At 70.4% G+C, this 14,422-nt stretch carries 12 protein-coding genes; 5 read left to right on the top strand and 7 right to left on the bottom strand.

The features are described from left to right. Positions 1 to 36 precede the first annotated feature (36 nt). The 7 genes from ACFRMN_RS35890 to mtnA form a co-directional block, all read right to left on the bottom strand. The gene (locus ACFRMN_RS35890; protein ID WP_365911951.1) at positions 37 to 798 is read right to left on the bottom strand and encodes a response regulator transcription factor; all 762 of its coding nucleotides are present in this window, start codon (positions 796 to 798) and stop codon (positions 37 to 39) included. A 230-nt stretch (positions 799 to 1,028) separates the two neighbouring features. Then, the gene (gene hpf, locus ACFRMN_RS35885; protein ID WP_383028032.1) at positions 1,029 to 1,718 is read right to left on the bottom strand and encodes a ribosome hibernation-promoting factor, HPF/YfiA family; all 690 of its coding nucleotides are present in this window, start codon (positions 1,716 to 1,718) and stop codon (positions 1,029 to 1,031) included. A 313-nt stretch (positions 1,719 to 2,031) separates the two neighbouring features. Continuing rightward, positions 2,032 to 2,754: a ComF family protein gene (locus tag ACFRMN_RS35880; protein ID WP_383028030.1), complete on the bottom strand. Its 723-nt coding sequence runs from the start codon at positions 2,752 to 2,754 to the stop codon at positions 2,032 to 2,034. A gap of 140 nt (positions 2,755 to 2,894) precedes the next feature. Beyond that, complete coding sequence (locus tag ACFRMN_RS35875; RefSeq protein ID WP_383028028.1) at positions 2,895 to 4,739, bottom strand: LpqB family beta-propeller domain-containing protein; 1,845 nt, start codon at positions 4,737 to 4,739, stop codon at positions 2,895 to 2,897. Further along, positions 4,729 to 6,783 carry an MtrAB system histidine kinase MtrB gene (gene mtrB, locus ACFRMN_RS35870; RefSeq protein ID WP_383028025.1) on the bottom strand — a complete coding sequence of 685 codons (2,055 nt, stop codon included), beginning with the start codon at positions 6,781 to 6,783 and terminating at the stop codon, positions 4,729 to 4,731. Before mtrB ends, ACFRMN_RS35875 begins: the two co-directional genes overlap by 11 nt. Position 6,784: 1 nt before the next feature. After that, the gene (mtrA, locus tag ACFRMN_RS35865) at positions 6,785 to 7,462 is read right to left on the bottom strand and encodes a two-component system response regulator MtrA (RefSeq protein ID WP_005486885.1); all 678 of its coding nucleotides are present in this window, start codon (positions 7,460 to 7,462) and stop codon (positions 6,785 to 6,787) included. 7 nt (positions 7,463 to 7,469) lie between these two features. Beyond that, complete coding sequence (mtnA, locus tag ACFRMN_RS35860) at positions 7,470 to 8,627, bottom strand: S-methyl-5-thioribose-1-phosphate isomerase (RefSeq protein ID WP_383028022.1); 1,158 nt, start codon at positions 8,625 to 8,627, stop codon at positions 7,470 to 7,472. Positions 8,628 to 8,821: 194 nt separating this feature from the next. Here mtnA and ACFRMN_RS35855 point away from each other — a divergent pair, with 194 nt between their 5' ends. The 5 genes from ACFRMN_RS35855 to ACFRMN_RS35835 are packed head-to-tail and all read left to right on the top strand — an operon-like array spanning position 8,822 to position 14,261. Continuing rightward, the gene (locus ACFRMN_RS35855; RefSeq protein ID WP_383028020.1) at positions 8,822 to 10,051 is read left to right on the top strand and encodes a glycerophosphoryl diester phosphodiesterase membrane domain-containing protein; all 1,230 of its coding nucleotides are present in this window, start codon (positions 8,822 to 8,824) and stop codon (positions 10,049 to 10,051) included. Between the two features lie 4 nt (positions 10,052 to 10,055). Further along, positions 10,056 to 10,745, top strand: a complete 690-nt coding sequence (locus ACFRMN_RS35850) for a DUF4129 domain-containing protein (RefSeq protein WP_383028018.1) — start codon at positions 10,056 to 10,058, stop codon at positions 10,743 to 10,745. Further along, a complete protein-coding gene (locus tag ACFRMN_RS35845; RefSeq protein WP_383028016.1) occupies positions 10,742 to 11,932 on the top strand; it encodes a DUF4350 domain-containing protein in 1,191 nt (396 codons plus the stop codon). Before ACFRMN_RS35850 ends, ACFRMN_RS35845 begins: the two co-directional genes overlap by 4 nt. Further along, positions 11,929 to 12,939, top strand: coding sequence for an AAA family ATPase (locus tag ACFRMN_RS35840; RefSeq protein ID WP_383028014.1), 1,011 nt, complete (start codon positions 11,929 to 11,931; stop codon positions 12,937 to 12,939). Before ACFRMN_RS35845 ends, ACFRMN_RS35840 begins: the two co-directional genes overlap by 4 nt. Before the next feature lie 11 nt (positions 12,940 to 12,950). Continuing rightward, the gene (locus tag ACFRMN_RS35835) at positions 12,951 to 14,261 is read left to right on the top strand and encodes a DUF58 domain-containing protein (RefSeq protein ID WP_383028012.1); all 1,311 of its coding nucleotides are present in this window, start codon (positions 12,951 to 12,953) and stop codon (positions 14,259 to 14,261) included. Positions 14,262 to 14,422 lie beyond the last annotated feature (161 nt).

The following is a 14,422-nucleotide window of genomic DNA, read 5'->3' as shown; positions in this document are numbered from 1 at the left end:
GTCTGAACAACTGAATACGGTCGGCTCCTCATAACATCAGCGGATTTCGAGGATCTTCTCCCTCATCGCGTAGACCACGGCCTCCATCCGGGAGTGCAGTTGCAGCTTCTCCAGGATGTTGCGGACATGGTTCTTCACCGTGTTCTCGGAGATGAACAACTCCTTGGCGATATCACGGTTGTTCATTCCCGTGGCGACCAGCTTGAGGACTTCCAGTTCGCGGTCGGTGAGGCGCGGCGCCGGAACGAGTCTGCGTTCGTCGGTGCGCTGAATCATCGATTTGAACTCGGTCAGCAGTTTGGACGCCATCGACGGGCTGATCTGTGACTGGCCGTCGGCCACGGCGCGGATCGCGGTGGCCACTTCATCGGTGGAGATCTCCTTGAGGAGATAGCCGGTGGCGCCCGCCTTGATCGCGTCGTAGAGGTCGGCTTCCTCGTCGCTGATCGTCAGCATGATGATCTTGGCACTGGGGGCCACCTCCTTGATGGAGGTGCAGGCCTCGATCCCGCCGCGCTTGGGCATCCGTACATCCATCAGCACGATGTCCGGCAGCAGATCGGCGGCCTTGTCGACGGCCTCAGCGCCGTCGCCGGCCTCTCCGACGACCTGGATGTCCTCCTCCTGGGCGAGGACGATCTCCAGTCCGCGGCGGAAGAGGGCATGGTCGTCCACGACGAGGACCCGGATCGGCTCCCTCCGGGAGTCGCCCCGTTCCGCGGCGGCATCGGACCGGGCGCCGCCAATCGTGTCGTCGGCATCGCTCGCGTGATGCACCGGACCGAAGCTGTCCGCCATCGTTCCCTCCCCTGAAGGCCATGGCCCGAATTTCCCGGGGGCCCGGCCAACCGCAGTTCGCGGACCACTTGTTGGCCGCGACGCCATGATTTCATGCCCGGACACCGAAGCGATGGTCCTTGGGGGCGCACAGCGGTGCCCCTGAGGCCTCGAAGGGCGCTCAGGGGCACCGCGGGGGCACGGATTCCGGACTTTGTTCCGGCCGGATTCCGATGGTCCCGGCCGGTGCGTCAGCCGCCGAGGGCACCGCCCGCGCCGCCCGCTTCCGATCCGGCGAGCGGGTCCGTCCTGAGATGAATGACGCCGTAGTCGTAGGCATGGCGCCGGTAGACGACGCTGGGTTCCTTGGTGTCGGAATCGACGAACAGATAGAAGTCGTGCCCGACCAGCTCCATCTCGTAGAGCGCCTGATCGAGTGTCATCGGAGCGGCGACATGGGTCTTCTCCCGCACCACGAGCGGCCCTTCGCCCTGCACCTCAAGAGAGCAGACCATCGTGGTGGGAACGGTCTGTGCCGCCTCCTGGGCCGCGGTCTCGCCGTTCGCGTTCAACTGGGCGACCCCAGGAACGACCTCGACGACCTCGGCCGCCGACAACCGCCCGTTCCCCCGGCGGTTGTGACGCTTCTCGTGCTGCTTGCGCAGCCGTGCCTCCAGCTTGCCGGTGGCCAGATCGAGCGCCGCGTACGGATCGGCCGCGGCCGCCTCCGCGCGGATCACGGGGCCGCGCGAGTGGAGCGTGATCTCCACCCGGTCGCACCGGTCCGACTGCCGCGGGTTGTGCTCCTTGGACACCTCGACGTCGAGGCTGATCACCTTGCCGTCGAGCTTCTGGATCTTCTCCAGCTTCAGCTTCTCGGCCACGTGCTTGCGGAACCGCTCGGGCACCTCTGTCTTGCGGCCCTTGACGACGATGTCCACGCAGAACTCCGTTCCCGGATCACTCCGCCTCGCTGCGGAGTTACTCCCTGTTGCACCAGACCCCGGTAATCACCGGAGCCTCGGACTTGGCGACTTTCACCTCCTCCTCCCCCATCGGCATGATCCCCATCCCCCGAAATTCCAAGGTTCTGAAAAAGCCGACGCAACACGGGGTATTCAGCGAGTCATGACTCGCGCCACTCCTTATCTCCGAACATAGCCCTCCCGGACGGGTGTCGGCACCCGCTACCGGCACGTACCTCTGGTCAGTTGTTCTCCTGCCCTCTTTAGCTGCAACGATGCGCGCTTGCGGTCAGTTCCGGTTTATTTCGAAGGAGAGCGGCGGCGCGGCGACAACCGCGGCGCTCACCTGGCCGAATCCCTGATTGCCGGGGCCGATCGCGGCACGCAGTGCCCTCGCCGCCTCGACGAGCGAGGCGCCCGTCGTCATGAGATCGTCCACCAGCACCACCCTGCCGCCCGCCACCAGACTCGTGCCCCCGACGACGACCTCCAGCGCTCCCGACAGGTTCGCCTGCCTCTGACGGGCGCCGAGGCCCGCCTGGTCGGCCACCGCGCGCCGCTGCCGCAGCACCGGAAGGACCCGGCACGGCCGGTCGCCACGCCGCAGCTCCCCGGCGGCGGCCAGCGCGATCCTGCGGGCTGCGTCGTGTCCACGGGCCCCGACCGCACGGCGCGTGGAGGGCACCGGCACCAGCAGCAGCGGACCGACCCCCGTACCCGACGGCGCGGCGGCCCGTACGGCCCCCGCCAGGGCCCGCCCCAGCGGCGCCGCCATCCCGAGCGCGCCACGCTCCTTGTGCGCCAGCAGGACGGCCCGTACGGCGTGCTCGTACGGGGCCGCCGCATGGACGGGCGGCAGCCCCGCGGGCTCCGGCGCGGGCCGTACCCGGCAGGGCCAGGTGCCGTACAGCGCCCGCCCGCAGTCCTCGCACAGAGGTGTCCTGGGGCTGCCGCAGCCGCCACAGGCGACCGGCAGCACCAGGCCGGTGATCTCCCGCCACCACGCCCGCATGGCAACCACTGTGCCAACGACGAGGGCGCCCGGCCACCCCTGTGGACAACTCGTTCAGGCAAAGATCCGGTTCGCTCCGGCACGCACCCCCCGGGCGCCCGCTCCCGCGTGCCCCCGGGGCCCCGACCGGCCCGTGCGTGTCAGCCGGGGTAGACGGGCGACGAGCCCACCTCGACCATCGTCTGCCAGTTCCCCCCGGAGGGCAGCCGGACGATCCCGGCGTCGTCGGAGTCGGCCACCAGCGGCTGCTGGTCGTCGTTCGCCGCCGCGATCGCGGTCACCTGGTTCAGACCGGGCAGCACACTCGCGGCCGACGTCGAACCATCGGTCTGGATGTAGCGCACCTGCTGCACACCGCCGGACTCCTTGCCGACCACCACCAGCCGGCTCGGCCCGGCCCAGGACACCGCGGTCACGGTCTCCATCTGCGGAGCCACCGATTGGAGTCGCGCCACGGACACCGTCGGATCGGCCGCGGAGCCGCTCCGCTCCACCCGTCCGATCTGCAGCGTGGTCCGTCCGCCCTCGGACACCAGCAGCGCGATGCGCACCCCGTCCGCCGACACCCGCAGCCCCTGGATGCGCCCGCCGCCGATCCCCTCGACCGTGACCGGCCGCGGCGGACCGGTGCCCTCCGCGAATCGCAGCAGTCGCGGATTGCCGGGGTCGCGGTCCGCGATCCACAGATCGCCGTGCCCGTCCCAGCTCGGCGGGGACAGCCGGCTGCGCGCCGGACCGTCGCTGGACACCAGCGCGGGAGCCGGCTCACTGTCCGACAGTATGGAAGACACATAGAGCGACTTGGCGTCATCCGTGACACCCGCCGCGCGCTTCTCATCGCGGGCCACCGCGACCGAGCCGAGCTTCACTCCACCGGTACCGAACGGTCCGATGACATGCGAGCGGTCGACACCCTCGTCGGCGCTCGCCTGCAACAGCGACAGCCGCCCGTGGTCGTCGACGAAATATGGATTGTCGGACCGGCCGGTGGTGCGGTCGGGCGCGAACTCCTCGGCCTGGTCGCCGCTGAGCACACAGAGCGAGGACCCGTCGGCCAGCAGCTCGACCTGACCGACCGGTGTGGAGGTGAGATCCCGCAGGGTGAAGAGCAGCTGAGCCGCCATCTTCCGGCACTGCGTACGGCCCGCCTTGGACGCCTTGTCGTTCAGCGGCACCTTCAGGGCGTTGCGGTCGTCGAACTCCAGCGACTTGGTGCTCTTCTGGAGCGCCGTACCGGCGGGGAAGGGCGAGTCGACCACCGGCTTCAGCCAGTTCGTCGGGCCGTCGAGCAGCACCTTGACCGCCTGGGTCACCGGATCCATCCGGGTCGTGGGGTCTATTCGCTGACGGATGTAGACGGGGTCGGCGACCAGCCAGTTCTCCCCCGACGCGAAGTAATACTTGTTGACCGACCGGTAGTTGCGCTGGAAGTCCGACTCACCGAGCACCAGCCCCTGCGGCAGGCTGTCGATACGCCACTCCTCGGCGCCCCCGACGTTCTGCCGGACCAGCCGGATCTCTCCGGCGTACTCGCTCGGCTCGGTCGGCTGGTAGGCGTGTACGGAGTCCACATCCGCGATCCGGTCGCCGTACAGCGGATAGGTGAGAGAGGAACTGTCGGTGCCCGAAAGCTCCTTCGGGCCCGCCGGGTCGGGCGCGGCGCGCAGCACCGTCGTACCGGCGCCCGGCCGCCAGTACCCGGACGCCTTCTTCGTCAGATACTTCCTGGCCATCGCGAAGTCGGGATCATCGCTGGTCATGGCCTCAAGGAAGCCGTTGACGATCTCGTCCGGCTCCGCCTTCTCCCGGGGCGGCACGGCATACACCCGCACCTGGGACTCACCGGGCGGCGATGCCTTGACCGGCTCGACATCACCACTGTCGGGGATCGACGCGCACCCGGCCAGCAGCGCGGCGACAGCCGCCAGCAGCGTCGGCGTCCGGACCGCGCTCCCCGGCCCATAACGACGGCGGTCAGCGCCCACGAATTGTGTCCTCCCGCTCCGGAGCCCGGCGTACAGAATGATCGGGGCGATCGGATTCGCTCCCGGACGGCCGCTCCCCGGCGGGACGCGCCACCACCCGCGCGCCGCTGCCGGGCAGAGCCGCGGGATCCACCGTCGCCGTCGCACGCGGCGGGGCGGGCACGCCGGGCGCTCCGGTCTGCGCGGAGCGGTCCGCGCCCGGCTGGAGCGGCACACTGGCCAGCCGCTGCGCGGTCTCCTTGAGGTCCTGGGTGCCGCCGCGCTCGCGGTTGCGCCGGGAATCCTCGGGCTCCAGCGGTATGGGCGAGCCGCGCAGGGCCTCGTCCGCCGTACGCGGCAGCGTCAGCCGGAACTGGGAACCGCCACCCGGCTCACCCCACGCCTGGAGCCAGCCACCGTGCAGCCGGGCGTCCTCGACGGCGATCGACAGCCCGAGACCGGTCCCCCCGGTCGTCCGGGCACGGGCCGGATCGGCCCGCCAGAAGCGGTTGAACACCCGTGTCGCCTCGCCGGGCTTGAGCCCCACTCCGTAGTCGCGTACGGCGATCGCGACCGCCCCGCCCGCCGCGCCCAGCCGTACGACGACATCCCGGCCCTCGCCGTGCTCGACGGCGTTGACGACGAGATTGCGCAACACTCGCTCGACCCGGCGCGCGTCGGCCTCGGCGACGACGGGCTGCTCGTCCCCGAGGACCCGGATCCGGCTGCCCTTGCGCTCCGCCAGCGGCTCGGCGCCGCCGATCACCCGGCGCACCACTTCGCGCAGATCTATCGGCTCGGCCTCCAGCGCCGCCGCGCCCGCGTCGAAGCGGCTGATCTCCAGCAGATCCGACAGCAGCGACTCGAAGCGGTCCAGCTGGTCACCGAGCAGTTCGGCCGAGCGCGCCGTCACCGGATCGAAGTCACTGCGTGCCTCATGGATGACGTCGGCGGCCATCCGTACGGTCGTGAGGGGCGTACGCAGTTCGTGCGAGACATCGGAGACGAAGCGCCGCTGCATCCTGGAGAGCTCCTCCAGCTGCTGGATCTTGAGCTGGAGGTTCTGCGCCATCTTGTTGAAGGCTTCACCGAGACGGGCGATGTCGTCCTCGCCGGTGACCTTCATCCGCTCCTGGAGACGGCCGGTGGAGAGCCGCTCGGCGATCCCCGCGGCCATCCGTACGGGCGTGACGACCTGCCGCACCACCAGCCAGGCGATCGCCCCGAGCAGCACGACCACGAAGAGCCCGGCCGTGGCGAGCGTGCCCTTGACCAGGTTGAGCGACTGCTCCTCCTGCGTGAGCGGAAATATGTAGTAGAGCTCGTACGCGTTACGGTCGACGTCGTTCAGCCGCTTGCCGATGATCAGCCCCGGCTCCGGCTCCCGGGCCTCGGTGGCCCCGGTGTACTTGATCTGGGCGTACGCCTGGAACGGACCGGTCCCCTGCGCGACCGCCGTCCGCAGATCCGCCGGAACGCTGGCGAAGTCCACCCCGCCCGAGACGCGCGGCGCGCGGCTGGTGGACACGGCGTCCACCGCGTCGGGGCTCAGCGCCACCACATTGAACGCACCCGGGCCACCACTGGCGAGCTGTTCGACGAGATCGGACCGCCAGTTGACGGAGTTCCTCCCCGACCTGCCGTTCGTCCCGTCGCCCTCCCGGGCTCCGGGCGCCGCCGGGGCGTCGGCCTTCTCCTTCGCCACGGTGAACCCTCCGGCCGCCTGGCTCTGCGCGGCCTTCTCCTTGGCCTCCAGCAAACCGTTGCGGACCTGGCCGATGACCACGAACCCGAGCAGCAGCACCACGCCGAGCGACATCAGCAGCGTCGCCGCGACGACCCTCAGCTGGATATTGCGCCGCCACAGCCGTACGGCGGGCAGCAGCGGACGCCGCACCCAGCGCACCAGGAGCCGCCGCATCGGTCCGCCGGGCGAGCCGTCCTGAAGCAGCCTGCCGCTCTGGAACAGCCGGACGAACCGCGCCGCCGCATGGCCCGACCCGGCAGCCCGCCCCGCACGGACTCCCGGCTCACCGGGCTTCGGAGCAGCGCTGCCGCCGGTCATGTCAGCTCGGTCCCGCCTTGTAACCGACCCCGCGGACGGTCACCACGATCTCGGGCCGCTCGGGGTCCTTCTCAACCTTGGAGCGCAGCCGCTGCACATGCACATTGACCAGCCGGGTGTCCGCAGCGTGCCGGTAACCCCACACCTGCTCCAGAAGCACCTCACGGGTGAACACCTGCCACGGCTTACGGGCGAGCGCGACCAGCAGGTCGAACTCCAGCGGCGTCAGGGCGATCGACTGCCCCTCCCGCTTCACCGAATGACCCGCCACATCGATGACCAGATCACCGATGGCCAACTGCTCCGGCGCCGGCTCCTCGGACCTGCGCAGCCGCGCCCTGATACGCGCCACCAGCTCCTTCGGCTTGAACGGCTTGACGATGTAGTCATCGGCCCCGGACTCCAGCCCGACCACCACATCGACCGTGTCGCTCTTGGCCGTGAGCATGACGATGGGCACCCCGGACTCGGCCCTGATCAGCCGGCACACCTCAATACCGTCCCGGCCGGGCAGCATCAGATCCAGCAGCACCAGATCCGGCTTGGCCTCACGGAAGGCGGCTAGTGCCTTGTCACCGTCCGCTACGAACGACGGTTCGAAACCTTCACCACGCAGCACAATGCCGAGCATCTCGGCCAGTGCGGTGTCGTCATCGACGACAAGGACACGTCCCTTCATATCGACATCATCCCATTAGCTCATCGTTACCCTGGCGTGACCTGGCACACAGCTCCGCGATTCCGCCCCCGGTCACCGGGGACAGCGCGCCATATTCGGTGACGATCGCCGTCACCAATTCCGGAGGGGTGACATCGAAGGCCGGGTTGAACGCCTGCGTTCCCAGCGGCGCCACCGGCATCCCACCTCCCGCCTCCACTCCCACCACCGCTGTGCGCGGTGCCGTGAGCTCCGTCACTTCCTGCCCCGGTCGTTGCTCCACTTCGATCGACGCCCCGTCCGGGGTGTCGAGGTCGATCGTCGTGGTCGGGGCGACCACGACGAACGGCACATGGTGGTACCTGGCCAGCACGGCGAGCGGATAACTCCCCACCTTGTTCGCCACTGATCCGTCGGCCGCGATCCGGTCCGCCCCGATCAGGACAGCGTCCACTTCCCCCGCTGCGAAGAGCGAACCCGCCGCGTTGTCCGTGAGCAATGTGTATGCCATCCCGTTGCGAGCCGCCTCGTACGCCGTCAGCCGGGCGCCCTGGAGGAGCGGACGGGTCTCGTCCACCCACAGGCGCCGCAGCCGACCGGCCCGGTGGGCCGACAACGCCACGGCGAACGCGGTGCCCTCCCCACCCGAGACGAGCGCCCCGGTATTGCAGTGGGTCAGGATCCGGTGGCCGCCACCCGGCAGCAGTTCATCGAGGAGCGTAAGCCCAAACGCCGACATCTGCGCGCTGGCCTCGGCATCTTCGCGATGCAGCCGTCGGGCCTCGGCGAGCGCCGCGGCCCCCGCCTGCTCCGGGTCGGCGCCCTTGTCGACCGCCGCCCGGTACGCGTCGAACGCCCGCCGCACCCCGTAGCCGAGGTTCACCGCGGTGGGCCGCGCCCCGGCCAGCTGCTCCGCCGCGTCCTCCACGTCAAAGCCCCGTACCGCGGCCAGCGCCACTCCGTAGGCGCCCGCGATACCCAGAAGCGGCGCCCCGCGCACCGCCAGTGCCCTGATAGCGCGTACCAGAGCGGGTACGTCGGTGCAGACCAGCTCGGTCTCCTCGGCCGGAAGCCTCGTCTGGTCGAGAAGGACCAGTACGGGCCCTTCCGGCGGCTCGTCCCAGCGGATCGAGGGAAGCATGGACGGCCCGGCGCCGGCCGGGGTTCGTGCGTACTGATCAGCCATCCGCTCAGTCTGCCCGCTGCGGCACGGACAATGAAGGCGAGGACGAAGCAGAGAAGGAGATACGGCCCCCGGTCCACCGGGGCGCGGCGCGTGGCACGATGGCTGCCAGCCCGCCGCCCCGCTCCGCGGACAGGCGCTGTTGAAGCGCCGACTCGCCGAGCCGGCTCCGCAACCAATCCACGAGGTGGACGACCGTGAACGACACTCCGGGCTGGGCCTCGCCCGGATCCGCCCCGTCCGACGGCCAGGACGCCGCTGTGCCCAGGCCCGCCGCGCCCGCCGACGACACCGGCTCCTCCTCGAAGTGGTCCGCGGCGCAGCCGCCGCCGGGTCAGTGGTCCCCGCCGAGCGCCCCCGGCACAGGACCCGCCATTCCCCGGCCCACACAGGGCTGGGGAGGGCCCTCCCAGGGCGGCGGTCCCGGCTGGGGCCCGCCGCCCGCCGCCAAGCCGGGTGTCATCCCGCTCCGGCCTCTCGGGGTCGGCGAGATCCTGGACGGCGCCGTCTCCACCATGCGCACCCACTGGCGAGTGGTGCTCAGCGTCAGCCTCGCCGTCGCCGCGGTCTCCCAGATCAGCGACATCCTCTTCCGCCGCTACCTGCTCCCCGCGCCGGTCGAACTCGACCCGAACGCGAGCCCGTCGGAAATCCTGAGTCAGACCGCCGACTCGCTCTCGTCCACCCTGGTGTCCGAGATCCCGTCGCTCGCCATCCTGGTGATCGGCACCCTGTTCACCACAGCCGTGCTCACCGTCGTGATCAGCCGCTCCGTGCTCGGACGCCCCGTCACGCTCTCGGAAGCCTGGCACGAGGCCCGTCCCCGGCTCCCGCAGCTGCTGGGCCTGACCTTGCTGCTGCCACTGATGAGCGCCGCCATCATGACCGTAGCGATCCTCCCCGGCCTGCTCATGGGCTCCGCCGGAGGAGCCGCGCTGACCGCGCTCGGCGGGATGGCCGCCCTCGCCCTCGTCGTGTGGCTGATGGTCCGCCTCAGCCTCGCGTCCCCCGCGCTCATGCTGGAACGCCAGAGCGTGCTGTCCGCCATGCGCCGCTCCGCCAAGCTCGTCACGGGTGCCTGGTGGCGTACCTTCGGCGTGCTGCTTCTTACGCTGCTGATTTCCTTCCTGGTCTCGCTGATCATCGCTATCCCGTTCGTCATCATCGCCACCGCGGTGGACAGCGAAGGTCTCGCCGGCCTGTACTCCGCCAACGGCCCGGACTTTGGCTGGCCCTACCTGATCGTCACCGGCATCGGCTCGGTGATCGCCTCCACGATCACCTATCCGATCTCCGCCGGCGTGACCGTGCTCCTCTACATCGACCAGCGCATCCGGCGCGAGGCCCTCGACCTCGAACTGGCACGGGCCGCGGGCGTGGCGGGCTACGGCACGCAGCCGCCGGGCAGCGGCTCTCCGGGGAACTGACGCGGTGTCCATCACGGGGGGAACGGCACTCGCGCGGCAGCTGATCCGCGCGGACGACGGCATACCGGTGGACACCCCTCGCGTTCCCGCCCGTGAAGCGGCGGAGCGGGAGCTGTCCAGGCCGATGTACCACGAGAACGACCCGAACCTCCTCCAGCGCGCGCTCAACCGCTTCTGGGAGTGGGTCGGTGACCTCTTCGCCTCCGCCTCCGGCGCGGCCCCAGGCGGCCCGCTCGGTCTCGCCGTCGTCGCGCTGATCGTGGTCACGCTCCTCGCCGCCCTCTGGTGGCGACTGGGCACCCCCCGCCGCATACCCGGGACGGCGCGCACGCTCTTCGACGAGGGCCCCCGCAGCGCGGCGGAACACCGCGCCACCGCGGAAACGCATGCCGCCGCCGGCCGCTGGAACCAGGCCGCCCAGGAACGCATGCGCGCCATCGTCCGCTCCCTGGAGGAACGGGCCCTGCTCGAACCACGCCCCGGCCGCACCGCCGACGAGGCCGCCTCCGAAGCCGGCCGTCCGCTCCCCGGCCACGCGGCCCGGCTCCGCACGGCCGCCAGGGAATTCGACGACATCACATACGGCGGCCGCACCGCCGACGAGGCAACATATCGGCGGCTGAGCGCACTGGATCTCGATCTGGAAAGCGCGAAGCCGCAGCTGAGCGCCGTCTCCGGGGGAACAGCCGAGTGACCTCCACGATCAGCTCCACCTCGCTCTCCCCCACCACCCGGCAGGTCTGGACCCGCAGCCGCGGACTGGCCCTCGCGCTCGTCATTCTGCTCGCGGCCGGGATCACCATGGCCGCCCTCGGCTCGGGTGACCAGCACGGCCGCCTCGATCCCCGCTCCGCCGACCAGTTCGGCAGCCGTGCCGTCGCCGAACTCCTCAAGGACCGCGGAGTCTCCGTCGAAGCAGTCACCACCCTGGACGACGCCACCGCCGCGGTCGGCCCCGACACCACGCTCCTCGTCACCAACCCCGATCTGCTGACGGAACACCAGCAGCGCTCCCTGCGCACCGCGACGGCGTCCTCGGGAGGCCGCACCGTCCTGCTCGGCGCCGGTCCACCTTCCGTCGGCACCCTGGCGCCCGGTGTCCGAACGAACGCTCCCGCGCCGGTCTCGGCACGCGCCCCGCGATGCTCGCTGCCCGCCGCCGACCGCGCGGGCACCGTCGACATCGGCGGTGAGCGATACGTCACCGACATCGCCGACGCGGACGCCTGCTACATGAGCGACGGCGTGCCGACCCTGCTCAGGATCAAGGACACCGGCACGGAAGCCGGTGACACCGTTCTTCTCGGCTCTCCCGACATCCTGTACAACGACCGCCTCGACCAACGCGGCAACGCGTCGCTCGCCCTTCAACTGCTCGGTTCCCGGCCTCATCTCGTCTGGTACCTCCCCTCGCTCAGTGATGGATCCGCCGCCGAGAGCGGCGGCGACAGCGACTTCCTCGGCCTCATCCCCTCCGGCTGGCTCTGGGGCGCCTTCCAGCTCTTCCTCGCCGCGGTACTCGCCGCCGTCTGGCGCGCCCGCAGGCTGGGCCCGCTCGTGGCCGAACGACTCCCCGTCGCCATCCGGGCCTCGGAGTCCACCGAGGGCCGTGCCCGCCTCTACCGCAAGGCCAACGCCAGGGACCATGCCGCCTCGGCCCTGCGCTCGGCCGCCCGCGACCGCCTCGCACCCCTCCTCGGCGTGCCGCCGTCCGGCGCCCACTCCCCCGACATCCTGATCCCCGCCGTCTCCGCCCGGCTCCCGGACACCGCCCGGGAGCCGCGCACCCTGCTCTTCGGTCCGGCGCCGACCGACGATGCCGCTCTCGTCCGCCTCGCGGACCAACTCGACGCCCTCGAAAGAGAGGTACGCACCTCATGAGTGCCCCGACCGCACAGAACGCCGCGAACACCGGTGACGCCGGTGACGCCGGGAACACGGACAGCGCCCGCGCTTCCCTGGAGGCCCTGCGCACGGAGATCGCGAAGGCGGTAGTCGGCCAGGACCCCGCCGTTACCGGGCTTGTGGTCGCCCTGCTCTGCCGAGGGCACGTGCTCCTCGAAGGAGTCCCCGGCGTCGCGAAGACCCTCCTCGTACGGGCACTCGCCGCGTCCCTCGAACTCGACACCAAGCGCGTCCAGTTCACCCCCGACCTGATGCCGAGCGACATCACCGGCTCCCTCGTCTACGACGCGAGGACCGCGGAGTTCTCCTTCCAGCCAGGTCCCGTGTTCACGAATCTGCTTCTGGCCGACGAGATCAACCGGACGCCGCCCAAGACTCAGTCGGCGCTGCTTGAGGCGATGGAGGAGCGCCAGGTCACGGTCGACGGCACACCGCAGCCACTGCCCGATCCATTCCTGGTGGCCGCCACCCAGAACCCGGTCGAGTACGAAGGCACTTACCCCCTCCCCGAAGCCCAGCTCGACCGATTCCTCCTCAAACTGACCGTCCCGCTGCCGTCCCGCGACGACGAGGTCGATGTCCTGACCCGCCATGCGCAAGGCTTCAATCCGCGTGACCTCCAGGCCGCGGGGGTACGGCCCGTCGCCGGGCCCGCCGACCTGGAAGCGGCACGCGCCGCCGTCGCCCGCACAACCGTCACACCCGAGATCGCGGGCTATGTCGTCGATATCTGCCGTGCCACTCGTGAATCCCCCTCACTCGCACTCGGCGTCTCCCCACGAGGCGCCACTGCCCTGCTCTCCACCGCTCGCGCCTGGGCCTGGCTCACCGGCCGGGACTACGTCACCCCCGACGATGTGAAGGCCCTGGCCCTCCCCACACTCCGTCATCGCGTCCAACTCCGGCCCGAGGCCGAGATGGAAGGCGTCACGACCGACTCCGTCATCACCGCGATACTCGCCCACGTCCCCGTCCCCCGATGAGCCGGTGAACTGTGGCCCTCACCGGACGAACCGCGCTGCTCGCGGCCCTCGGCTCACTCCCCGTCGGCCTCTTCGCCCCCAGCTGGGCGGGCATCCTTGCCGTCAACGCCCCGCTCTCACTAGCAATTCTGTGCGACTACGCCCTCGCCGCACCAGTGCGAACGCTCCGATTCACCCGAAGTGGTGATACGTCAGTTCGACTTGGTGACGGCGCCGAGGTCCATCTCACCGTCACCAACCCCTCGGGCCGCCGCCTGCGCGCTCATCTTCGCGACGCCTGGCCGCCGAGCAGCTGGCTCCCGGACACCGAGCAGGCGGCATCACGGCACAAGTTGACCGTGCCGGCGGGCGAGCGCCGTCGGCTGACCACGCTGCTCCGCCCCACCCGCCGCGGAGACCGCCAGGCGGAACGGATCACGGTTCGCTCATTCGGGCCCATGGGTCTGGCGGCCCGCCAGGGCCACCACGAGGTCCCTTGGACCGTACGCGTACTGCCCCCCTTCCACAGCCGCAAGCACCTGCCCTCCAGGCTCGCCCGCCTACGGGAGCTCGACGGCCGTTCGAGCCTGCTGACCCGCGGCGAGGGCACAGAGTTCGACAGTCTTCGCGCGTACGTGCCCGGTGACGACACCCGGTCCATCGACTGGCGGGCCACCGCGCGGCAGTCGGCCGTCGCCGTACGGACCTGGCGCCCCGAACGCGACCGGCACATCCTCGTCGTCCTCGACACCGGCCGCACCTCGGCCGGCCGGGTCGGCGATGTCCCCCGCCTCGACGCGGCGATGGACGCCACACTGCTCCTCGCCGCGCTCGCCTCACGAGCAGGCGATCGGCTGGACCTCCTCGCCTATGATCGCCGTACCCGCGCCCAGGTCCGGGGTCACGCGGCGGGCGACGTCCTGCCCGCACTGGTGAACGCGCTGGCCCCGCTCGAACCGGAGCTCGTGGAGACGGACGCGCACGGCCTCGCCGCGGCCACATTGAAGAACGCCCCGCGTCGATCACTCATCGTGCTGCTCACCACGCTCGACGCCGCACCCATCGAGGAGGGGCTTCTCCCGGTCCTGCCTCAATTGACCCGACGCCATACGGTCCTGGTGGCGTCCGTCGCGGATCCCCACGTCGAGGAGATGAGCCGGGAACGGGGCACAGTGGACGCGGTCTACGAAGCCGCCGCCGGCACACAGGCACAGGCACAGCGACGTCGTACGGCGGAACAATTGCAGCGCCACGGAGTCACGGTCGTGGATGCCACCCCGGAGAACCTGGCTCCGGCCCTCGCCGATGCTTATCTCGCGCTGAAGGCCGCAGGTCGCCTCTGAGAGCGAAGATGGGTAGTCGAAGCCTCAATCGGCTACCCATCTACCACCATCTCAAGATATAGGCATAGAACGCAGAAATGCCCCGCACCAGAAGGTGCGGGGCATTCCCACAATAATTGTTCGGCGGCGTCCTACTCTCCCACAGGGTCCCCCCTGCAGTA

The sequence above is a fragment of the Streptomyces sp. NPDC056835 genome (assembly GCF_042789485.1).
Taxonomy (GTDB): domain Bacteria; phylum Actinomycetota; class Actinomycetes; order Streptomycetales; family Streptomycetaceae; genus Streptomyces.
The sequence above is the reverse complement of the archived record's forward strand: the minus strand, read 5'-3'. Positions and strand labels throughout refer to the sequence as shown.